The organism is Rhizobium centroccidentale (genome assembly GCF_030182565.1).
GTDB lineage: Bacteria > Pseudomonadota > Alphaproteobacteria > Rhizobiales > Rhizobiaceae > Rhizobium.
The window spans coordinates 1-20,273 of record NZ_JAQJCG010000034.1 but is presented as its reverse complement, the minus strand read 5'-3'; the positions used below and the strand labels follow the sequence as shown (position 1 = coordinate 20,273).

Below are 20,273 nucleotides of genomic sequence, written 5' to 3'. Positions count from 1 at the left end.
AAAACATGTCTCGTTTCTTCATCGACCGGCCGGTCTTTGCCTGGGTGATCGCCATCGTCATCATGCTGGCGGGCGCACTTTCGATCCTCACGCTGTCGGTCGCGCAATATCCGCAGATCGCACCGACGACGGTGCGCATCACCGCCACCTATTCCGGCGCCGACGCCGCAACGGTCGAAAACTCGGTGACCAAGGTCATCGAGCAGGGCATGACCGGTATCGACAATCTCGACTATATGGCGTCGACCTCGACGGCGACAGGGCAAGCCTCGATTTCGCTGACCTTCACCAACAAGGCCAATCCCGACGTCGCGCAAATGCAGGTACAGAACAAGCTGCAGCTCGTCACCGCGCAACTGCCGCAAGTTGTCCAGAATACCGGCATCACCGTTTCGAAATCGACCAGCAGCTTCTTCCTTGTTGCGGCGTTTGTGTCGACGGATCGCAAGCTTATGCCGACCGATCTAGCCGATTATGTTGACAGCACCCTCAACGATACTTTGAAGCGGGTTCCAGGCGTCGGCGACACCACGCTCTTCGGTGCGCGCTATGCCATGCGCATCTGGGTGGATCCGGACAAGCTTGTCAAATACCAGCTGATGACATCGGACGTCGTCTCCGCCATCCAGGCGCAAAACGTGCAGGTCTCGTCCGGCCAATTGGGTGCCCTGCCGCAGCTTGGCGGCCAGCAGCTCAATGCGACGGTCACCGCCGGCAGCCGCTTCCAGACGCCGGAGGAATTCGAGAACATCATCCTCAAGAGCCTGCCTGACGGCTCCATGGTTCGTGTCAACGATGTCGCTACCGTGCAGCTGGGCGCCGATAGCTACGTCACGTCGGGTGTCTATAACGGCATGCCTGCCGCAGGCCTTGGCATCAGTCTGGCGACCGATGCAAATGCGATCGATACGGCGGCGAGGGTCCAGTCGACGATCGATAGCTTGCGCAGCACGCTGCCGCCGAATGTCGAGATCGTCTATCCCTACGATACGACGCCGTTCGTGAAGCTGTCGATCGAGGACGTGGTCAAGACGCTGTTCGAAGCCATCGTGCTCGTCTTCATCGTCATGTTCGTCTTCCTGCAGAATCTGCGCGCCACGCTGATCCCGACGCTCGCCGTCCCCGTCGTGCTCCTCGGCACCTTCGGCGTGCTGGCGATGTTCGGCTATTCCATCAACACATTGACCATGTTCGGCATGGTGCTGGCGATCGGCCTTCTGGTCGACGACGCCATCGTCGTCGTCGAGAACGTCGAGCGCGTGATGGAGGAAGAGGGATTGTCGCCGCGTGAGGCGACGATCAAGTCGATGCAGGAAATCACCGGCGCACTGATCGGCATCGCCACGGTGCTTTCGGCCGTGTTCATCCCGATGGCCTTCTTCTCCGGTTCCGTCGGCGTCATCTACCGGCAGTTTTCGGTGACGATCGTCTCGGCGATGGTGCTGTCCGTCGTCGTCGCTCTTATCCTCACGCCAGCCCTGTGCGCCACCATTCTCAAGAAGCCGGCGCATGGGATACGTGAGCGCGGCCTGTTCGGCTGGTTCAATCGCAATTTCGAGCGGGGAACGCGCGGTTATCAGCGCACCATCCATGGCATGATCCGCCGTGGTGCCGTGTTCCTCGTCATTTTCGTGCTGATCGGCGTCGGTGTCGGTTATCTGTTCAATCGCTTGCCGAGCTCCTTCCTTCCGGAAGAGGATCAGGGACGCCTTCTGACCAGCATTCAGCTGCCCCCCGGCGCGACCGCTGAACGCACCCGCAAAGTGCTCGATCAGGTCATGAATTATTATCTCAACAACGAGAAGGACTATGTCGACGGTGTCTTTGGCAGCGTCGGTTTTAATTTCAGCGGTCAGGGCCAGAACGTTGCCGTTGCCTTCGTAGATCTGAAGGACTTCGATCAGCGCAGGGCGCCGCAAGCCTCCGCCCAAGCGATCGCCAGACGCGCGATGGCCGCCTTTTCCAAGATCAAGGACGGCAATGTCTTCGCGCTGGCGCCGCCGGCAATCCCGGGCTTCGGCAATAACAGCGGCTTCGACTTCTACATCAAGGATATCAACGGCGCAGGTCACACCGCATTGATCGCCGCCCGCAACCAGTTCTTGGGTGCGGCGTCGGGGAGCACGAAGCTGAGCGGCACGCGCCCGAACGGATTGGACGATACGCCGCAATATTCGATCCATATCGATCAGGAGAAGGCTCGCGCCTTGAATGTCGATCTGGCAGATATCAATGGGACCTTGTCGACCGCCTGGGGCGGCACCTATGTCAACGACTTCATCGATCGCGGCCGCGTCAAGAGAGTCTATGTGCAGGCCGACAGCAAGTTCCGCATGCAGCCGGAGGATTTCGATCGCTGGTATGTGCGCAATTCCAGTGGCGACATGGTACCGTTCTCGGCCTTCGCCTCAGGTATCTGGACCTATGGTTCGCCGCGCCTGGAGCGTTATAATGGTGCTTCTGCCGTCGAAATTCAGGGTGCTGCTGCTCCCGGTGTCTCCTCGGGCGACGCCATGAACGAGATCGATAGGATCATGGCGACACTGCCGCCCGGCTTCAGTCATGATTGGACCAGCCTGTCTGCCCAGGAAAAGCTCTCGGGCAACCAGGCAAGCCAGCTCTATGCGATCTCGATCCTGGTCGTCTTCCTGGCACTCGCCGCCCTTTATGAGAGCTGGTCGATCCCGTTCGCCGTCATGCTGTCGGTGCCGATCGGCATCTTCGGCGCGTTGCTGGCCGCAACCATTTTCGGCCAGTCGAACGACGTCTACTTTAAGGTCGGCCTGCTGACAACAATCGGTCTGGCGGCAAAGAACGCCATCCTGATCGTCGAATTCGCCATCGAGCAGCAGAGTAAAGGCAAGGGCCTGATCGATGCGACGCTCGAGGCGGCAAGGCAACGTCTGAGGCCGATCCTGATGACCTCATTCGCCTTCATCCTCGGCGTGCTGCCGCTGGCGATCGCAAATGGGGCCGGTTCCGGCAGCCAGAACTCGATCGGCATCGGTGTCATGGGCGGCATGATCTCGGCAACCGTGCTCGGCATCTTCTTCATCCCGCTGCTCTTCGTCTCCGTCCGCCGTGTCTTCAAGGGCAAGAGATCGACCGATGCAACGGGGCAAGAACCGGACGTTGCCGCCGCGACGCCGGATACGCCGTAGCCAGCATGCATGTAGGCCCAGCGTCAAGGCTGGGCCTGCCGCAGCATGGGGAATGCCCTAGGAACGAGCTTACGTCGAGAGCATCGGAGATCGCCATTGCCTTCAGCTCATTCAGTTTTGATGGCTACTTTGTTTCGAGAGTGCAAAGCACCCCACACTCGCCATTTTCGAAGGCCGATTTGAACGTGAGCGCTTTCTCGTGTTCAGCGCCGGCTAAAGCCGGCAGGATTGCCTCGGTTTGAGCGACCAGTGCCGCCCTGTCGGCGCGAGGGGTTGAGGTGGCGATGACTGCGGCGTCGTCTGCAAGGGCACTCAGCAGGATGTCCCTATTGGCAGGGTTCAGACCCGGCGAGCGTACCATCAGGATCATGCTCGTGATCATTTCATTTATGCCGAGGCGTACTTGCTGTAATCCCGTCCGACGTGGCGCGGTCATTTCGCCGGCGGGAAGCGTGCTGACAAAGTCGGCAATTGCCTCGAGCTCGGCTGCTTGAACCTTTAACAGATAGGCGGCGGCCCGAGAGACCTCGTCCTGATACTTGGCCGTATTGGCGGCCGTATCGGGCAAAGCTCCAGGCTGAGATGTAAACAGCAAGTAGGTCTTGTAGAGCGCGCCCGCGCGATCAGCGATCGGCAAAAGTGCCGGAACATCAGACGATCTGTAAGGCGGGGCACCCAGCGTGGTCTTCACGTTCCAAAAGCGTTCGAGGACCCTGGCGTGATCCGGTATTGACCAGCGTGGCAAATCACCTTGCGCGCGGGTCTGGCGCGCCAGCGCATCAAGCGCTTGATACGAAGCCGCCGCCTCACTTTGGTTTGACGGCGACATGTTTGCAGAAGCCGTTGATGACAAAAGGCCGAACCAGATGGTGGCGAGAAGTGTTGGGAACGCGTATTTCAAAAAATCACCCTGGCTATTTCAGTGATGTTGATCGCCTTGACACATGTTCGTGTAAGTAGCGCGACCGTGATCCATGACAACCAGACGCCGATCACGCGTTCGGCGCTTTCTAGCCGTAGTTAAAGCTGTCTTCCTATTCGGCTACCGGGTCCCTCCATCAGCGATACGCTGCCCATTTTCGTCGAAGAGATGGACGGCGTTATGAGCCGGAGCGATACGCAACGTATCGCCGGGTGCGGCCCTGATCCGCTCGCGGAACACGCAGGTGATCGTCTGCGTGCCGAGGCGGGCAATCACCATCGTTTCGGATCCCGTCGGTTCGACGACGACGGTTTCCACCTCGATGCCGTCGGCCACCAGCTTGATATCCTCGGGGCGAATGCCATAGGTCACGGCAGTCGGCGGATACTGTTCGCTCGGCAGGATAAGTCCGTCGGTGGTGCGGAAACCGGCGTTGGTCATGCTGCCCTTGATGAAATTCATCGCGGGAGAGCCGATGAAACCCGCGACGAAGAGATTGACCGGGCGGTCATAGAGCTCGAGCGGCGATCCGGATTGCTCGATCAGGCCGTCCTTCATGACAACGATCTTGTCGGCCATCGTCATTGCTTCGATCTGATCATGCGTGACGTATATGGTTGTGGTCTGCAGCCGCTGGTGCATCTCCTTGATCTCGGATCGCATCTGGACGCGAAGTTTCGCATCGAGGTTCGACAGGGGTTCGTCGAAGAGGAAGACGGCGGGGTCGCGCACGATCGCGCGGCCCATGGCAACGCGCTGCCTCTGGCCGCCGGAGAGCTGCTTCGGATAGCGCTCGAGAAGGTTTTCGAGTCCTAGGATCTTTGCGGCATTACCGACGCGCTGATCGATTTCCGCCTTCGGCATCCGCTTCAGCCGCAGGGAGAAGCCCATGTTCTTGGCGACAGTCATATGAGGATAGAGGGCATAATTCTGGAAGACCATCGCGATATCGCGATCCTTCGGCGCGAGATCGTTGACGATATGCTTGCCGATCTGGATATCGCCCGAGGTGATCCCCTCCAGGCCGGCGATCATTCTGAGCAGCGTGGATTTTCCGCAGCCCGAGGGGCCGACGAGCACGACGAACTCGCCGTCGCGGATATCCACCGACACGCCCTTGATCGCTTTGAACGCGCCATAATCCTTGCGCGCGTTGTTCACTCTGACATGTGCCATCTTCCGTCCCTCCGGATAGCTTCAAAGCCCGTTCAAGACCTTTCGGAGATAGGCAAGGCCGAGGCGCTCGCCTTCCTTCCGTTGAGCAAGATCCTTGCCTGGCCAACCGAAAGCTGCATCCTCGTGCTCGATCGACAGCGTGCCGTCAAAGCCGTTGGTGCGCGCCTGACGCAGGAAACGCGGCCAATCGAGAAGTCCATGGCCCGGCAACTTGTATTGCCACCACCCCTTGCCATGATAGCCGACGGCCTGCTGAACGGCCGCGTCGATCGCGGTATCCTTGGCATGAAGGATGGCGATGCGATCCTTGACCGCATCCATGGCGGCATAGGGATCGATACCGATCCGGATGAGATGGGAGGGATCGAATTCGAGGCCAAAACGTCTGTCGGGAATTCGTTTGAAGAGCTCTTGCCAGCCTTTCGGCGTGGTGCCGATGAAATTGTCCCTGGGGCCGGGCCAGTTCTCGATCGCGAAGATCAGCCCGCTCGACGTCGTCCTGGCGATCAGCCGGTTGGCGAAGTCGGCGAAATCGCCATAGTTGGTCTCCTCGTCGGCGCTGTCGTCGCGGCCGGGAAAGATTATGAAGATCGGCACGTCGGCTTCGCCGATCGCGTCGGCGAATTCCTCAGTGATGGCTCGAAGCTCGCCGCGTTTGGCGCGATCGGCATCGAGCTGATTGCCGAAAAAGGCAATCGAGGAGACGAAGAGGTTTCGGTCGCGGGCAAGGGCGACCGCCGCTCGCACCTTGTCCGGCGTCTTGATATGGCCGCGGACATCGATTTCGATCGCATCGAATCCGGCTGAGGCGGCGAAATCCACCACCTCCTCGAATGGCCTGTCATTGAATGTCGACGTATAAAAACCGATCCTCATCAAAATCCTCCCTGCGGCCGCGACAGCCGGCTCAGTTGTTCAGGCGGTCCATGAATTTGAGTGGTGAACGCGTGCGCTGGACCTCGTCGGCCGAGGCGAGCATGAGGGCTGCCGCCATCGGCATTGCTGCAGCGCCGATCGCACAGGCGTCCTCGCCGAGCGAGGCACGGTGGATCGATGGCAGTGTTGCATCCTCCATATCAAGGTGGTCGTGGACATAGCGCAGCAGCTCATCGATCATGCGGATTGGCAGGCGACCGCCTAGGATAATGGCGTCGGGATCGACGATCATGCCGATGTGCTTGACCGCAACGGCCAGATGCGCGCTCATCGTCTTCAGCCATTGCGAGACCAGTTTCCTGCCGCGGGCATCCAGCGTGAGGAGGTCCGAGGGCACGCTTGCCTCGATGCCATGTTCGCCCAGGAACTTGTAGAGGAAGAAGAGCGAGAATATTTCGCCGAGAAGCTCGACTTTCTGGCCTCCCCTAGGGCGGGGATCGACGATTGGCAGCCAGCCGATCTCTCCGCTTAGGCCCATGGCGCCGCGATGGCCGGCGCCGTCGAGCACAAGCCCGCCACCGGGGCAGGCATTGACCGAAATATAGAAGAAGCTGCGGCTTTCGGCGCCAAGCCCGTAGTCGAGTTCGGCAAGTGCTGCCGCATTGGTTTCGTTCTCGATGAAGACGGGATGCTGTGTCAGGTTTTCCAATGCGGCCCGCACATCGAAATCCATCCACTCTCCGTAATCGTCGGGCTTGCCCAGGAAGGCGATCTCGCCGAGCCAGTCCGGCATCGCAAGTCCGATACCGGCGAGATGCGCGTCGTCGATCAGACGGCTTCGCTGGAAGTGCGATATCGCATCAGCGGTCAGCTGCATGAATTCGCCGGGCAGGATGTAGCGCTTCTCATGATGGACGCGGGCGCGCACGTTGCCGACAGCATCGGCTGCAAGGATCGTCAGATGATCGCGATCGATATTGATGCCGATCGCAAAGAAGGCGTCGGGGTTGATCTCAAGCTCAATCGCCGGCTGCCCCCTCAGACCGTGGCGCCGGCGGGCTTCGATGATCAGCCCTTCGTCCAGCAGGCGATCGACGATGCGGGCGATCGCCGGCTTGGTGAAGCCGGTCTGCCGGGCGATTTCCGCACGCGAAATCGGTGCCTGCCGGTGGATGCAGCGCAAAACGACGGCTCGATTATGTTCGCCCGCGTCCTCGACATTGGCTCCGGTCAGGTCGGGAGACAGTTTGACACCGGTCGTTTGGTTCATCGTCGGGATCCTTTATCAGTCTGGCACGCGCAAACCGGCCTCATCCCTTTACCGAGCCACTGGTCATGGAGCCAAGGATCAGCCGCTGCAGCGACAGGAACGCCATGATCGCCGGTACGACGGAGATGAGGCAGGCGGCCGCCAGCAGCTGGATGGACGAGTCGGTTTGCATGCCACGGAAGTTAAAGATCCCGACACCGATCGGCATCAAATTGTTTTGCGTGAGCAGCAGAAAAGGCACGAGGAATTGCGACCAGCCGGCAATCACGGTGATGATGAAGACGGAGGCGATGCCCGGTGCCGACAGGGGCAGCACGATCCGCCAGAAGACGGAGAAACGGTTGCATCCGTCGATCATCGCGGCTTCGTCCAGGCTGCGGGGAATTCCGTCGACCGTGCTCTTCAGGAGCCACGTCGCAAGCGGCACGCCGAGCGCGATATAGACCATCGTCACGGCGAAATGCGTATCGAGCAGGCCGAGGCGGTTCATGTAGCGGTAGAGCGGCACCATGATGACCAGCGGCGAGATCATCTGAAAGAGCAGAAGCCCCATCATCGACAGGCCCTTGCCCCGGAACTGGAAGCGCGAGAAGGCGTAGGCCGCGGGCATGGCAACGATCAAAACGCCGAAGCCGCTCAGAGCCGCAAGCTTCAGGCCGTTCCAGAGATAGAGCGGGAAGTAGCTGTTGTTGAGCACGGTGATGAAATTGTCGATGGTGGGATTGTGCGGGATATAGCGCGCCACGCCGCGATAGATCTCCCGTTTATCGCGTAGCGCCATCGACAGCAGGTAGGTGAGGGGGCCGGCAAAGAAGACGAACATCGCCAGCATGAAGAGATAGCTCAGGAAATCACCGAAGCGCGTGCCGGTGCGCCTGCTCATCGTTCATCCTCCTTCGGCAGGAATGATGCGTAGACGACGGCCAGTCCGAGGCTGATGATGAGCATCAGCACCGAGAGCACACTGCCGCCGGACAGATCGTAGTTGCGGAAGACGATGTTGAAGACATAGAGCGATATGACTTCGGTAGCGCGGCCGGGCCCGCCGCCGGTCAGCGTTATGATCGCGTCGAAAGTGTTGAGCGTCATGATGGTGATAAGGATCATGTTGACGAGAATGGCGGCGCGCAGCTGCGGAATGGTGATGAAGAAGAACTGCTGCGAGCCCGTCGCACCATCCACTTCCGCCGCTTCGTAGAGCGAGGGATCTATGGCTTTCAATGCGGCATACATGACGACCATCGAGAATGCCGTTCCGCGCCAGATGTTCGAAATCAGCGCCGACCAAGGTGCGATCGCAGGATCGGAAAGCCAGGCGACCGTCGGCAGGTGCATGAGCCGCAGAATGCTGTTCAGCGCACCATAGGGTGCTTCCGAAAACAGCATCTGCCAGATGATGCCGCCGGCAATGCCGGGCACGACCCAGGCGATGAGCGCCGTGGTTCTGAGAATCGTTGTGCCGAACAGGCCGCGCTTTTCTCCGCGAATGACGACGACGGCAACGGCAAGGCCAAGAATCTGCTGGCCGACGACGCTACCGCCGACGAAGACGAGGGTTGCCCAGAGAATGTCGGGAAGCTGCGGCGAACTCAGCATGTTCGCAATGGAAGCGAGCGTATAATCCTGATTGTCGCCGATCAACGTGGCGTTGGTGAAGGACAGGCGGAACACGTCGATCACCGGATAGAGATAGAAGATTCCGATGACGATGATCACGGGCATGATCCAGGGAAGCGGCGCTCCGGCGAAGCGGCGCATGAACGATCTGCTGTGCGGCCGGGTGGCAGCCTCGATGGCGATTGGGGTCATTGGGCTTCTCTGTCCGGGTTAGACACTGTCGGCAACGCCCGCAAGGGCGCTGCCGCGATCACAATCGTTAGAGACGCTTGTAAGCCTCCATCGTCGCCTTGAATGCCGCGTTTAGGGCTTCTTCCGGCTGCTTGGTTCCCGAGAGGACGTCGCCCATCATGATCTGGATCTGGTTGGAGATTTCCGGATAGATCGGCGCGCCCGGGCGGGCCTGGCCGTTGGCGAGAGCTTCGGCAAAGGTCTTGTTGGCTTCGGTCGCGAAGACCTCATATTTGTCGAATAGCGATTTGCGTGTCGGCAATTGCTGCTGCAAAGCATTGCCCGGCCCCATATAGATGTCGCGGGCAAGATTGGCGCACATCTCGACCTTATCCTTGTCCTTGCTGAAGGAGGCGATCGTCCAGCCGCCCGTGCCGGTCGAGCGCTGATCGGCCGTTGGGCCGGGAATCGGCGAGAAGGTCCAGTTGGCGAATTCGTCCGGGTCCAGCGTTGCCTTTAACTGGGCGAGCTGCCAGTTGCCGCCGATGAAGAGCGCCGTGGTTCCGGCAGCCGCCGCGGCGTTCAGGTCGTCATAGTTGCCAATCGTCGTTACGCGCTTGGGTGCGGCACCGGAATCGACGAGATCCTTGTAGTAGGTCAGCGCCTTGAGGAACTTCTCCTTGTTTTCGCCTTCGCCGAAAACAGGCTTGCCGCTATCGTCGACGAGCTTGCCGCCGAGCGCCCAATAGTTGGCAAGCCAGTCGAAGGTCGACCCTTCGTAGCGGGCGGCATTGAAGAGGATGCCCTCCATACCTTCCTTGACGGAGGCGAGGCCGGCCTTCTTCAGGTCGTCCCAGGTCTGCGGTGCATCGGGAACGATGGACTTGTTGCGATAGAGCACACGGAGATCAGTGTCCCACCACCAGGCGCGGATCGTCTGGTCCTTGTCGGTGATACCGTTGCGGATGAAGGGGAAGAGATCGGCGACTTCATCCTTCGAAAAATAAGGCGTGAAGTCGGCGAGCACATGATTGACCATGAACTGCGAGAGGACGAAGGAGTCGACGGCGGCGCAATCCGGAGCATTGCCGGCCTTTGCCTGTTCGAGCATTTTTGCCTGTTCTGTGCCGATATCAGCCGACATGAACTGCATCTGCAGCTTCCAGTCGGGATGCTTCTTGATGAAATCGACGAAGAGCTTCTGATAGCCCTGGGCGATGGCCGGATCGGCATTGTTCTGACTATCGTTCGTGAGCCGGACAGTGAGTGTTTTCGGCGCGTCGGCGAGGCCGATCCTGTCCTTTGTCGCCAATTCTTGGGCAAATGCGGCAGGCACTGAAAACAACATTGTGCTCAGCGCTAGCGCGCCGACGAACGCTCTCTTCATGATGGGTCTCCTCCCCATTTTAAACGGATACAGCATGGTGGCCAGTTGACCTCTCCTCATTTCCATGCTGCACTAATTAGATTAAGTTACTTTGGTTTGATGTCAAGTCGCAGCTCGGGAGGATTGAGATGCTGGTGACATTCGACAGCAGCTAGCGGCCTCAAGCCCCATTTCACGATCACGGAACAGTCGAGCCATCGTGGATATCGCGGTGGGTAGCGAGGCTTTTGCCTCGGCTGTGAAAATAGCCAAACCTGACATCTATGGAGGATCAGATGCGCCTACTCATTCTCGGCACGGGTGGAATGGCCAACAAGCATGCGGCAAGTTTCAAGGAGATCGAAGGCGTCAGCGTGGTGGGGGGCGTCGATGTCGTGCCCGAGCGGCTCGCCGCTTTTTGCTCGGAACACGGTATTCCCAATCGTTTTGCCTCGCTGGAAGAGGCCTTGGCCTGGGGCGAGTTTGACGCTGTTGCCAACGTGACGCCCGACGCTGTTCACCACCCGACGACGCTGCAGGCGATTGCGGCCGGCAAGCATGTCTTCTGCGAAAAGCCGCTTGCGACAGATGCGGCCAAGGCGATGGAAATGACCGAGGCTATCGAAAAAGCAGGCAAGGTCGGCATGGTGAATTTCACCTACCGCAATTCGCCTGCCTTGCAGAAGGGCCGGCAGATGGTGCTCGCCGGCGAAATCGGCGCGGTGAGGCATGTCGAAGCCTCTCATCTGCAGAGTTGGCTTGTTGGCCGGCATTGGGGAGATTGGAAGTCGGAGAGCAAATGGCTGTGGCGCCTCAGCAGGAAGCACGGTTCGAACGGCGCGCTCGGCGACATCGGTATCCATATCGTCGACTTTGCGTCCTATGGTTCCGGACTTGATGTTGCTCATGTTTTCGCGCGGCTGAAGACCTTCAGCAAGGCGCCGGGCGACAGGATCGGCGAATACGATCTCGATGCGAATGACAGCTTCACAATGAATGTCGACTTCACGACGGGAGCGATCGGCACGATCCAGGCGACGCGCACCGCCGCGGGGCAGATGGACCAGCTGCGCTTGAGGGTTTACGGCGAGACGGGCTCGATCGAGATCATCTACGACACAGGAAAATCGACGCTCCGCGCGTGTCTCGGCGAAGATGTTCACACGGCGACCTGGCGTGATATCCCCTTCGATGACGTTGAGACGAACTACCAACGCTTCGTTCAGGCCGTCAGGATGGGCAAGACCCAGGAACCCTCCTTCCGCCGCGCGGCAAACATACAGAAGGTCCTGGACAAGGCACTCGCCTCGGACATCAGCCATAAAGACGAGGCGCTTGCCTGACTCCAGAAGCGAGATTCAGCCGGAGACCGGCGGCAGAAGAGTGTTGAGGAAAGGCAGAAGTGCCGCTCCCAGCGCCACGCCGCCGCCGCTGAAGCTTGCCGGCTTCATCGGCGAAATCCAGGGCGTCAGGAAAGGCCGTTTCGACGTGTCGCGGCGCTCGACGGAAAGCTGATGGATCAGCGTCTCGATGACGCCGCGCGGCAGGTCGCCGCCGATCATGATCACGCTCGGCGCGATGAAGCCGGCAATCGCGATGATCGGGTCGAGCAGATGGCTTGCGGCCTCGCGTATCCACTGCGCTATCAGCGGGGAAGATGGCTCCTCGCCCGCCAGAAGGCGCCGGAATTCGTCGTCGCTTACCAATCTGCGCAGCGCATCGAAGCCGGCGACCGTGTTCAAGCGGATATTGTCGGGACCGGTGCGCATCTCGCCGATATTGCCCGCGCGTCCATGAACGCCCGAATAGGGAACGCCACGAACGAGAAATCCGGCCTGGACATCCTCGTCGATGATGATCATCGCGAGTCCGCCTCTCGGCGCCGGTGTGCCGATCGTGCGCTCGGCGAGCAGGCTTGCCGTGCATTCGTTCTCGACATAGGTGCGCGGGAGTTTCGATGCGGCATCCAGTTGATCGCTTTCTTCCGGGCTCCAGTCATTCGAGCCAACGCCCAGGCCGATGATCGGCAAGTCGGCATGGCGACCAATCATGTCCTCGATCGCCGAAAGGATCGATGCGACCCGCGTTGTCCGGGTGAGGGGAAAATAAATGCGGTCGTGAACCTGGCCGCTGAGATCGACGAGAACCGCTTCGCCGCGATTTTGACGCGCACGAATGCCGATCGAGAAGGCTCCTTCTGGCCGCAGGGCAAATTCAGTTGAGGTCGCACCGCCGCCGGCGCCATTGCGCCGATGCGATGTTACCAGCCCTTCATCGCCAAGCCGGCGCAGAATATTTGTAATTCCCGGCCCGGTCAGTCCAGAATGCTTTCCGAGCTCCATGCGGGTCAAAGGCCCGTGTCGGCGGATCGCCTCCAGGATGACGCGAATGTTTCTGTCGGCGATTTCTCCCGACCGCAGACCGAGTGTCTTGCCCCGCGTAACATCCGTCTCCTCCGGCGGGCGCCACCGTGGCCCGGATCGAAGATACCGCATGATCTATTTCCTTGCGCACCTTGACGCTTGTGTATCATGGACAAATGATGATGCCCCTAACTATCAGCATCGCCGGAAAAAATAATGCGCGGAACAAGACGTGGCTCTACGTCTCCATATGCTGATGACAGTTTTCGGCACCATTCTCATGGCCACTCTGAATGCTGATCTTTGCTGGTTGAATCGACTTGCCGTGTGCCTCGACTGATATTTTCGCGGCAGGCAACCGAAGAGGCGTGTCGGTCGTCTTTGGATTGCGATGGGAACGAAACGCCGGTCGCCGGAACTCCTCATTGATTAGTGTCATTCATAAGTTCATGCAAATTGCCGCGCCTAATCGAGGCATGGCCATCACACTATATTCGATGCCTCTGGCAAGCGATGAAGGATGACTATGAACTGGTCACAGGATGAGCTTTCGAAGATCGACGAGGCAGACGATCTGAAGATTGCGCCATTTCGCGAGGATGGTATCACCTACGGCACCCCGACCTGGATCTGGGAGGTCGTCGTCGATGGCAGTCTCTACGTGCGCGGCTACCATGGTCGGAGGTCTCGCTGGTATCAGGCGGCAGTCCGTCAGAAGGCCGGCCGGATCATCGCGGCAGGCGTGACACGAGAGGTCGCTTTCGAACCGGTTGAAGGGTCGATCAACGACCGCATCGACGATGCCTATCGCGCTAAATACGGCAAGAGCCAATACCTAGCTCCGATGATCAGCGCTCAAGCGCGTGTTGCTACCGTGAAGATCGTTCTGCGCGAGAATTTCTGAGGACGACGCCGGATCGGGATGATCTTCGCGCTACGCAATCGTCTGAGGAATGGAACGCGCCTGCCGCATCGCAGTGACGTCGGCCATTCGACAGCAACTCGAAGAAGGAGAGCAATATGATCAAGCGTAAACTGGGCCAGGGTCTGGAGGTTTCCGCCTTGTCGCTCGGCGCTATGGGCTACGGTAAGGCGCGCGAGCTTCCTGACCGGGCGGAAATGGTCGCCCTTCTTCGCACTGCGGTCGAACGCGGCATGGATTTTTTCGATACCGCCGAAGTTTATGGCCCGTGGACGAATGAGGAAATGGTGGGAGAGGCGCTCGCCCCCGTCCGCGACAAGGTCAAGATCGCCACGAAATTTGGCTGGGACATCGATCAGGAAACAGGCCGGCATCGTGGTGGGGTCAACAGCAAGCCGGCGCAGATTCGCCGCTCTGTCGAAGGCAGCCTGAAGCGTCTGCGCACCGACCATATCGATCTCTATTACCAGCACAGGGTCGATCCCGAAGTGCCGATAGAAGATGTCGCGGGGACGGTGAAGGATCTGATCGCGGAAGGAAAAGTATTGTGGTTCGGCTTGTCAGAAGCCGGCGCTCAGTCCATTCGGCGGGCACATGCCGTGCAGCCGGTTGCGGCATTGCAGAGCGAATATTCCCTCTGGACTCGCGAACCTGAGGCCGAAATCATTCCGACCATCGAGGCGCTCGGTATCGGGCTCGTTCCCTACAGCCCGCTGGGAAAAGGATTTCTGACCGGCACGATCGACGTCAATACCAAGTTCGACAGTTCCGATATCCGGGCCGAAACTCCTCGCTTCTCGGAGGAAGCCCGCATTGCCAACCAAAAGCTGGTCGACCTGATCCTCAAGATCGGCGAGAAGCATGGCGCGACACCGGCGCAGGTAGCGCTAGCCTGGCTCTTGGCCCGGAAGCCCTGGATTGTTCCTCTGTTCGGCACGCGCAAGCTCGAGCGGTTCGAGGAGAACATCGGCGCATTGGATATTGCTCTGGATCAGTCCGATCTCGACGAAATCGAACAGGCTAATATCGTGATCCAGGGCGCCCGCTATCCAGAGGCCATACTGCGCCGTTCTGGGCTCTGAGTATCGTCGATGCCAGGCCCAGGCCGCTTCGGCGGGCATACACTAACTCTCAGCTGATCGGCAAAGTCACGTCCATCCTCGTGCATGCGAGGCGTCTGACGGGATGGATGCTCGACAACAGTCAAATCGAAGGGAATGTCAATGAAACGGATCTTGGCGGCCACGGCGATCTCGCTCACGATGGGCGAGCCTGTCTTTGCTCAGGAAGGAATGGGCGGCGGAGCTATGCCAGAACGTGCCTCGTCATTGACGACCGGCGACATCCGTTCGGTATCGCCCGCTCTCGGCCGGTACACCGAAGAAGATGTGGTTGGAAATCTGTGGCAGCGGCCACAGCTCTCGCGACGTGATCGCAGCATTGTCACGCTGTCGGTCCTGATCGCCCGAAACCAGGGCTTCGATCTGAGGCATTATGTAAATGTCGCTCTCGATAGCGGCGTCACTCCGAGTGAAGTCTCGGAGATCATAACTCATCTTGCCTTCTATTCAGGATGGCCGAATGCCATGTCTGCCATCGCCGTGACGAAGGATGTGTTTGCCGAACGCAACATTGCGGCCACTGAGCTTCCCGCGGCTTCTCCACAATTGCTGCCTTTGAATGAGGAAGCCGAGCAGCAGCGCGCAGCGGCCGTTGAGAAAAATGTGGGACAGATTTCGCCGGGCTTGGTGCTCTTTACCGCCGAACCGCTCTTTCTCGATCTCTGGCAGCGGCCGGGTCTTGCGCCACGGGACCGGAGCCTTGTGACCGTAAGCTCGCTGATCGCCTCGGGCCAGAGTGCCCAGATCACCTATCACCTCAACCGGGCGATGGATAATGGCCTCACCGCCGAAGAAGCCGGAGAAGTCGTGGCCCAAACGGCCTTCTATGCAGGATGGCCGAACGCGTTCTCCGCTTCGACCGTTGTCGGTGAGGTATTGCGCAACCGACCGAAATGAACGCCAAATTGGTCGCCGAGAGCGTGAAGGAATGGCGACGCTGATCGGCATAATCACTGCTCCAACCGAAGCCGCTACTATTTCATGATTATGTGCTTTATAAATGAACATATGGTCATGAGAAGGAATCATGAGTGGAGCGACAGAACATCAACGACCTGATGGTGTTCCTGCTGGTCGCGAGAGAACGCAGTTTCACGAAAGCCGCCGCTAAGCTCGGAGTTTCACAGTCGGCGCTCAGCCACACGATCCGCCAGCTCGAGGAGCGGCTTGGCGTGCGGCTGCTGACGAGAACGACGCGCAGCGTCTCGCCAACCGAGGCCGGCGAGCGGATGCTTACCAGCATTGGTCCACTTTTTGATGAAATCGGAACGGCGATCGATGGCCTCAACGCACTGCGCGAAAAACCTGCCGGCACTATCCGTTTGACGGCAGGCGATTACCAGATCCAGCATTACATTTGGCCGAAGCTTCGAAGCTTTCTTCACCAGTATCCGGACATCAGGCTTGAGCTGGATGTAAATTACGGCTTGCAGGACATCGTCAGCGATCGTTACGACGCAGGCGTACGTTTTGGCGAACAGATCGCCAAGGACATGATCTCCGTTCGGATCGGTCCGGATGTGCGCTTCGCGGTGGTCGCCGCGGAGTCCTATTTTGCCTCTCGGGATATCCCGGGGCATCCAAAAGAGTTGACCCAGCATCGCTGTATCAATCTTCGACTTCCGACATATGGTGGTCTCTACGCCTGGGAATTCGAGGAGCAAGGACGCGAAGTGAAGGTCAGGGTGGACGGACAGCTCGTCTTCAACACCATCTATAATGTTCTCGAGGCGGCGCTCGACGGCTTCGGTTTTGCCTATGTCCCCGAAGATATCGCCAAGCCCCATCTCGAAACCGGGCGGCTGCACCGGTTTCTTGAGGATTATTCACCCTATTGGGAGGGTTTTCACCTGTACTATCCCAGCCGCCGTCAATCCTCTCCAGCCTTTTCCCTTCTTGTGAACGCATTGCGTCATTCAACATGATTGGACACTGGGCGAATTAAACGGCCTCCTGGCCAAAAAGTTTCGGCAATTCGCTGGCAAGAGCGTCGATCGCGAGCCTGGACCGTAACGGCAGATGCTGTGCAGCCGGCCAGACGGCATAGGCTTCGATCGTCGCACTTGGTCTGTCCGTCCAAAGTTCAACCAGTCTGCCAGCGCGTATGTGATCGCTGATGAGCCAGTGGGGCTGCCACGTAAGTCCCATGCCTTCGACCGCAGCATCCGTGATGGCTTCAAGATCATCGAAACGGAGTCTGGAACTGACGGGCACATCAACGAGGTCCCCCGATACGTCCGGAAGCCGCCAAGGTAACGCATAATCGTTGCGCCAATAGACGAGCATGTCGTGATCCCTCAACTCGGCAAGGGAATGCGGCTGTCCGCGTTCTGCAAGATATGCGGGAGACGCACACAGCGCCTTGCGCTGGCCGACGAGCCGCCGAGCGCGCAACGACGTCCCATTGCCAAGCGCGCCGTTGCGTACGGCAAGGTCGAAACCATCGGCGATCATATCAACCTGACGATCGTTGAAGCTGAGTTCGAGTTCGAGCTTCGGATGCTGGCGAGCATAGGAACGCAGAATGGGCGCAACGCAGTAGCGGCCAAACAAGACAGGTAATGACACGCGAAGCTTGCCAACGACCTCGCGGCGTCCCGTTTCCAAGAGGGATTCGCCCGTGCGCAATTCCTCGATGGCACGCAGACAGCGCTCGTAATATTGCTGGCCGTCTTCAGTCAGAAATTGCGTGCGCGTCGTTCGTTGAAACAGGCGGACGCCCAGCCGCTCTTCCAGCCGTGCAATGGCTTTGCCGACTGCGGAGGGCGTGAGGGACAGCCGATCGGCCGCGCGTTTGAACCCTCCAGCTTCGACCGCTTCCACAAAAACTTCTATCCCGTCAAATCTGTCGCGCATGGCGAAACCTTTTCAGACGCTTTTATGGCGCGATTGCGGAATTTCAGGAAGTAAAGAAGTGAAAAACAATCGCCACTACTGAATATCATTCTAAGATATTGATGAGATCAAGCAAATGACATTTTTCAGTGCGGTTGGGGCAGTTCGCCCCAAAATCGTTTCCCGTCATGCGCATTTTCATTGCAGGAAGATGATCAAGTTGTTGATTTCAATCGTATATGACAGTGGCTTCGGCCACACCGCGCGCGTTGCCGAGGCTGTGGCGGCCGGGATTGGTGAAGTGCGAGAGGCCGAGGTGAAACTGATCGCCGTCGCGGACGGGCCGATGGACTGGGAAGCGCTCGAGCGCAGCGATGCCATCATCTTCGGATCGCCGACCTATAACGGCCTGATCAGCGCCAAGCTCAAGCAGTTCTTCGAGGATTCGACCAAGGCGGCGTGGTCGGCCCAGAAGTGGCGCAACAAGATTGCGGCCGGCTTTACGAATTCCGGAGCCCAGCATGGCGACAAGCTGAACTCGCTCATATCGATTGCTCTATTCGCAGCCCAACACGGCATGATCTGGGTCGGCCTCGATATGATGCCGGGCAACAGCAGCAGCACCGGCAGCGTGGACGATCTCAACCGGCTGGGAAGCTGGCTGGGGGTCATGACCCAATCCAACGTGGACCAGGCCCCGAACGACGCGCCGATCGGCAGCGACTTGAAAACGGCTCAATACCTCGGCCGGCGCGTGGCGGAGACGACCCGCCGGTTCCAGCCCACCCGACTGTAAACCAAGGAAACCTGATCATGAAATTGCTTTGTCTTGACGTGCCACAGCCTGGCGCCTCCCTGGAGAAATATGGGCCGCATATGCAGGATGAGGCCCGTCACGCCTGGCAGATGTACAAAGGCGGTATCATCCGTGACATCTACTTCAGGCAGGACCGTCCCGGTGTTGCCATCATCGCGGAAGCAGAGTCCATCGAAGCCGCCAAGGCGACGCTTGCCGAATTTCCCCTCGCCAAGGCTGGCCTGATCGGTTGGGAGGTGATTCCGCTCGGTCCTTTTGCGAACTGGGAATCGCTCTTCGCTCCCGGCAACGCCTGATCTCATCTTCGTTCGAGCGATTGGCGCGCGGCTGAGCCGCGGATGTCGAGATCATCCCATCCAGAAGATCAATGAAGCCTGTGAGCCATGTTGAAGAGCGACGTGAACTATCGCTTCGCGATCGCCATGGCCTCGCTTAAATCCCGAGGGAACCGACCATGGCAAATACAATCAAGCCCATCCTGTGTGTAGTCACCAGTCACCCGATCCGGGGCGATAGCGGCGAGCCGACCGGGTTTGCCATGGTCGAACTCACACATCCGCTGGAAGTCTTTTGCGAAGCTGGAATTCCCTATGAAATCGCTTCGATCCGCGGCGGCCACCCGCCGATCGACTTCTTCGATCTGTCCGATGCGGCCAATGCCCGCTATTGGAAGGATAAGGAGTTCCGCAGCGCGCTGGCCAACTCATTGATCCTGAAGGATCTCGATCCGTCGCGCTACTCGGCAGTCTTCTTCGCCGGCGGGCATGGCACGATGTGGGATTTTGCCGACAGCGAGGCAGTACAAAAGGTCATCCGCGAAATCTGGGAAGCGGGCGGCATCGTCTCGGCTGTCTGTCATGGCCCCGCCGCGCTGGTGAATGCGACACTGTCCGACGGCAGTTATCTCGTGGCTGGCAAGAAGCTTGCCTCCTTTACCGATGAGGAGGAAGCCGAGGTCAAATATACGAATGTGGTTCCATATCTTCTGGCGACCACTCTCAAGCAACGCGGCGCCCTGCATCAGGCTGCGGCCAATTGGTCGGAGAACATCGTCACCGATGGCCGTTTGATCACTGGGCAGAATCCAGCTTCGGCGCATGGCGTCGGCCAAGCTCTCGTCGAGCGATTGACCGCCAGCGGCTGAGCGACGGTCTCCGGCTCCCTTTCAGCGAGCCATCCTCCGTGCACGGACCGGCAAAAGCTGAAATCACCGAGAAGCAAAATATAAAGGTTTCAGGGATGAAGATCATCGCGATCGAAGAACACATCCTTCCTCACGAGGTAAAGGATGCGTGGAACACCATACCCGGCGCCGGTGACGGGACACTCGGTCTCAATCAGGGGGTGATCGGCGAGCGGCTTGCCGATATCGGAGACCAACGGCTGCCTCTAATGGACGAAACGGGCGTTGATGTTCAGGTTCTCTCCTTGACGACACCCGGCCTCAATAACCTCGGCCGTCAAGGCATCGATCTCGCGCGGCGTGCCAATGACCTGCTGGCGGAGGCCGTCGCTACCAATCCGTCCCGTTTTCAGGCTATGGCGGCTCTGCCATCCGCTAGAGCGGTTCAGATTTTGTTTGAATCGTGGATTCCCTTTTGATGTCGAATATGATTCAAGATGCTGGCTGAGAGGAGGTCAGCATTGATGGTCGCA

General features: G+C 59.0%; 19 protein-coding genes. 10 read left to right on the top strand and 9 right to left on the bottom strand.

The window, feature by feature from the left end:
* Positions 1 to 5: 5 nt before the first annotated feature.
* Positions 6 to 3,161 carry an efflux RND transporter permease subunit gene (locus PH562_RS28970; protein ID WP_285177241.1) on the top strand — a complete coding sequence of 1,052 codons (3,156 nt, stop codon included), beginning with the start codon at positions 6 to 8 and terminating at the stop codon, positions 3,159 to 3,161.
* A 124-nt stretch (positions 3,162 to 3,285) separates the two neighbouring features.
* Here the strand turns inward: PH562_RS28970 and PH562_RS28965 are convergent, their stop codons facing one another.
* From PH562_RS28965 to PH562_RS28935, 7 genes are all read right to left on the bottom strand, one after another.
* Positions 3,286 to 4,062 (bottom strand): hypothetical protein, encoded by a 777-nt coding sequence (locus PH562_RS28965; RefSeq protein ID WP_285177240.1) that lies wholly within the window; start codon positions 4,060 to 4,062, stop codon positions 3,286 to 3,288.
* A 141-nt stretch (positions 4,063 to 4,203) separates the two neighbouring features.
* Positions 4,204 to 5,259 (bottom strand): ABC transporter ATP-binding protein, encoded by a 1,056-nt coding sequence (locus tag PH562_RS28960; protein ID WP_285177238.1) that lies wholly within the window; start codon positions 5,257 to 5,259, stop codon positions 4,204 to 4,206.
* A 21-nt stretch (positions 5,260 to 5,280) separates the two neighbouring features.
* Positions 5,281 to 6,135, bottom strand: coding sequence for a sugar phosphate isomerase/epimerase family protein (locus PH562_RS28955; RefSeq protein WP_285177237.1), 855 nt, complete (start codon positions 6,133 to 6,135; stop codon positions 5,281 to 5,283).
* A gap of 31 nt (positions 6,136 to 6,166) precedes the next feature.
* Positions 6,167 to 7,405 carry an ROK family transcriptional regulator gene (locus tag PH562_RS28950; protein ID WP_285177236.1) on the bottom strand — a complete coding sequence of 413 codons (1,239 nt, stop codon included), beginning with the start codon at positions 7,403 to 7,405 and terminating at the stop codon, positions 6,167 to 6,169.
* A gap of 40 nt (positions 7,406 to 7,445) precedes the next feature.
* Complete coding sequence (locus PH562_RS28945; protein WP_285177234.1) at positions 7,446 to 8,288, bottom strand: carbohydrate ABC transporter permease; 843 nt, start codon at positions 8,286 to 8,288, stop codon at positions 7,446 to 7,448.
* Positions 8,285 to 9,214, bottom strand: a complete 930-nt coding sequence (locus tag PH562_RS28940) for a carbohydrate ABC transporter permease (RefSeq protein WP_113232643.1) — start codon at positions 9,212 to 9,214, stop codon at positions 8,285 to 8,287. The genes PH562_RS28945 and PH562_RS28940 overlap by 4 nt, the downstream gene beginning before the upstream one ends.
* A gap of 67 nt (positions 9,215 to 9,281) precedes the next feature.
* Entirely contained in the window at positions 9,282 to 10,580 is a 1,299-nt protein-coding gene (locus tag PH562_RS28935; protein WP_285177231.1) for a type 2 periplasmic-binding domain-containing protein, read from the bottom strand.
* Positions 10,581 to 10,855: 275 nt separating this feature from the next.
* Between PH562_RS28935 and PH562_RS28930 the strand changes: the two genes are divergently transcribed.
* Positions 10,856 to 11,902 carry a Gfo/Idh/MocA family protein gene (locus tag PH562_RS28930; RefSeq protein WP_285177228.1) on the top strand — a complete coding sequence of 349 codons (1,047 nt, stop codon included), beginning with the start codon at positions 10,856 to 10,858 and terminating at the stop codon, positions 11,900 to 11,902.
* 15 nt (positions 11,903 to 11,917) lie between these two features.
* Here PH562_RS28930 and PH562_RS28925 read toward each other — a convergent pair whose 3' ends face one another.
* Positions 11,918 to 13,054 (bottom strand): ROK family transcriptional regulator, encoded by a 1,137-nt coding sequence (locus PH562_RS28925; protein WP_285177227.1) that lies wholly within the window; start codon positions 13,052 to 13,054, stop codon positions 11,918 to 11,920.
* A 394-nt stretch (positions 13,055 to 13,448) separates the two neighbouring features.
* Here PH562_RS28925 and PH562_RS28920 point away from each other — a divergent pair, with 394 nt between their 5' ends.
* The 4 genes from PH562_RS28920 (at position 13,449) to PH562_RS28905 (ending at position 16,890) form a co-directional block, all read left to right on the top strand.
* Positions 13,449 to 13,826: a DUF2255 family protein gene (locus PH562_RS28920; RefSeq protein ID WP_285177226.1), complete on the top strand. Its 378-nt coding sequence runs from the start codon at positions 13,449 to 13,451 to the stop codon at positions 13,824 to 13,826.
* Between the two features lie 116 nt (positions 13,827 to 13,942).
* Positions 13,943 to 14,926 carry an aldo/keto reductase gene (locus PH562_RS28915; protein ID WP_285177224.1) on the top strand — a complete coding sequence of 328 codons (984 nt, stop codon included), beginning with the start codon at positions 13,943 to 13,945 and terminating at the stop codon, positions 14,924 to 14,926.
* 141 nt (positions 14,927 to 15,067) lie between these two features.
* Positions 15,068 to 15,862, top strand: coding sequence for a carboxymuconolactone decarboxylase family protein (locus PH562_RS28910; protein WP_285177223.1), 795 nt, complete (start codon positions 15,068 to 15,070; stop codon positions 15,860 to 15,862).
* A 134-nt stretch (positions 15,863 to 15,996) separates the two neighbouring features.
* Complete coding sequence (locus PH562_RS28905) at positions 15,997 to 16,890, top strand: LysR family transcriptional regulator (protein WP_285177221.1); 894 nt, start codon at positions 15,997 to 15,999, stop codon at positions 16,888 to 16,890.
* A 16-nt stretch (positions 16,891 to 16,906) separates the two neighbouring features.
* Here PH562_RS28905 and PH562_RS28900 read toward each other — a convergent pair whose 3' ends face one another.
* Positions 16,907 to 17,821, bottom strand: coding sequence for a LysR family transcriptional regulator (locus PH562_RS28900; RefSeq protein ID WP_285177219.1), 915 nt, complete (start codon positions 17,819 to 17,821; stop codon positions 16,907 to 16,909).
* A 199-nt stretch (positions 17,822 to 18,020) separates the two neighbouring features.
* Between PH562_RS28900 and PH562_RS28895 the strand changes: the two genes are divergently transcribed.
* From PH562_RS28895 to PH562_RS28880, 4 genes are all read left to right on the top strand, one after another.
* Positions 18,021 to 18,596 (top strand): flavodoxin family protein, encoded by a 576-nt coding sequence (locus PH562_RS28895; protein ID WP_113232657.1) that lies wholly within the window; start codon positions 18,021 to 18,023, stop codon positions 18,594 to 18,596.
* A gap of 17 nt (positions 18,597 to 18,613) precedes the next feature.
* The gene (locus tag PH562_RS28890) at positions 18,614 to 18,913 is read left to right on the top strand and encodes a YciI family protein (RefSeq protein WP_285177218.1); all 300 of its coding nucleotides are present in this window, start codon (positions 18,614 to 18,616) and stop codon (positions 18,911 to 18,913) included.
* Between the two features lie 158 nt (positions 18,914 to 19,071).
* Positions 19,072 to 19,761, top strand: a complete 690-nt coding sequence (locus tag PH562_RS28885; RefSeq protein ID WP_285177217.1) for a type 1 glutamine amidotransferase domain-containing protein — start codon at positions 19,072 to 19,074, stop codon at positions 19,759 to 19,761.
* A 38-nt stretch (positions 19,762 to 19,799) separates the two neighbouring features.
* A complete protein-coding gene (locus PH562_RS28880) occupies positions 19,800 to 20,219 on the top strand; it encodes an amidohydrolase family protein (RefSeq protein ID WP_285177216.1) in 420 nt (139 codons plus the stop codon).
* Positions 20,220 to 20,273: the final 54 nt, after the last annotated feature.

What these genes read in the sequence shown, in the direction of transcription:
- PH562_RS28900 (WP_285177219.1), bottom strand. Translation starts at nt 17,821, where the DNA reads ATGCGCGACAGATTTGACGGGATAGAAGTTTTTGTGGAAGCGGTCGAA.
- PH562_RS28925 (WP_285177227.1), bottom strand. Translation starts at nt 13,054, where the DNA reads ATGCGGTATCTTCGATCCGGGCCACGGTGGCGCCCGCCGGAGGAGACG.
- PH562_RS28955 (WP_285177237.1), bottom strand. Translation starts at nt 6,135, where the DNA reads ATGAGGATCGGTTTTTATACGTCGACATTCAATGACAGGCCATTCGAG.
- PH562_RS28885 (WP_285177217.1), top strand. Translation starts at nt 19,072, where the DNA reads ATGGCAAATACAATCAAGCCCATCCTGTGTGTAGTCACCAGTCACCCG.
- PH562_RS28920 (WP_285177226.1), top strand. Translation starts at nt 13,449, where the DNA reads ATGAACTGGTCACAGGATGAGCTTTCGAAGATCGACGAGGCAGACGAT.
- PH562_RS28935 (WP_285177231.1), bottom strand. Translation starts at nt 10,580, where the DNA reads ATGAAGAGAGCGTTCGTCGGCGCGCTAGCGCTGAGCACAATGTTGTTT.
- PH562_RS28915 (WP_285177224.1), top strand. Translation starts at nt 13,943, where the DNA reads ATGATCAAGCGTAAACTGGGCCAGGGTCTGGAGGTTTCCGCCTTGTCG.
- PH562_RS28960 (WP_285177238.1), bottom strand. Translation starts at nt 5,259, where the DNA reads ATGGCACATGTCAGAGTGAACAACGCGCGCAAGGATTATGGCGCGTTC.
- PH562_RS28930 (WP_285177228.1), top strand. Translation starts at nt 10,856, where the DNA reads ATGCGCCTACTCATTCTCGGCACGGGTGGAATGGCCAACAAGCATGCG.
- PH562_RS28910 (WP_285177223.1), top strand. Translation starts at nt 15,068, where the DNA reads ATGAAACGGATCTTGGCGGCCACGGCGATCTCGCTCACGATGGGCGAG.
- PH562_RS28890 (WP_285177218.1), top strand. Translation starts at nt 18,614, where the DNA reads ATGAAATTGCTTTGTCTTGACGTGCCACAGCCTGGCGCCTCCCTGGAG.
- PH562_RS28970 (WP_285177241.1), top strand. Translation starts at nt 6, where the DNA reads ATGTCTCGTTTCTTCATCGACCGGCCGGTCTTTGCCTGGGTGATCGCC.
- PH562_RS28945 (WP_285177234.1), bottom strand. Translation starts at nt 8,288, where the DNA reads ATGAGCAGGCGCACCGGCACGCGCTTCGGTGATTTCCTGAGCTATCTC.
- PH562_RS28940 (WP_113232643.1), bottom strand. Translation starts at nt 9,214, where the DNA reads ATGACCCCAATCGCCATCGAGGCTGCCACCCGGCCGCACAGCAGATCG.
- PH562_RS28950 (WP_285177236.1), bottom strand. Translation starts at nt 7,405, where the DNA reads ATGAACCAAACGACCGGTGTCAAACTGTCTCCCGACCTGACCGGAGCC.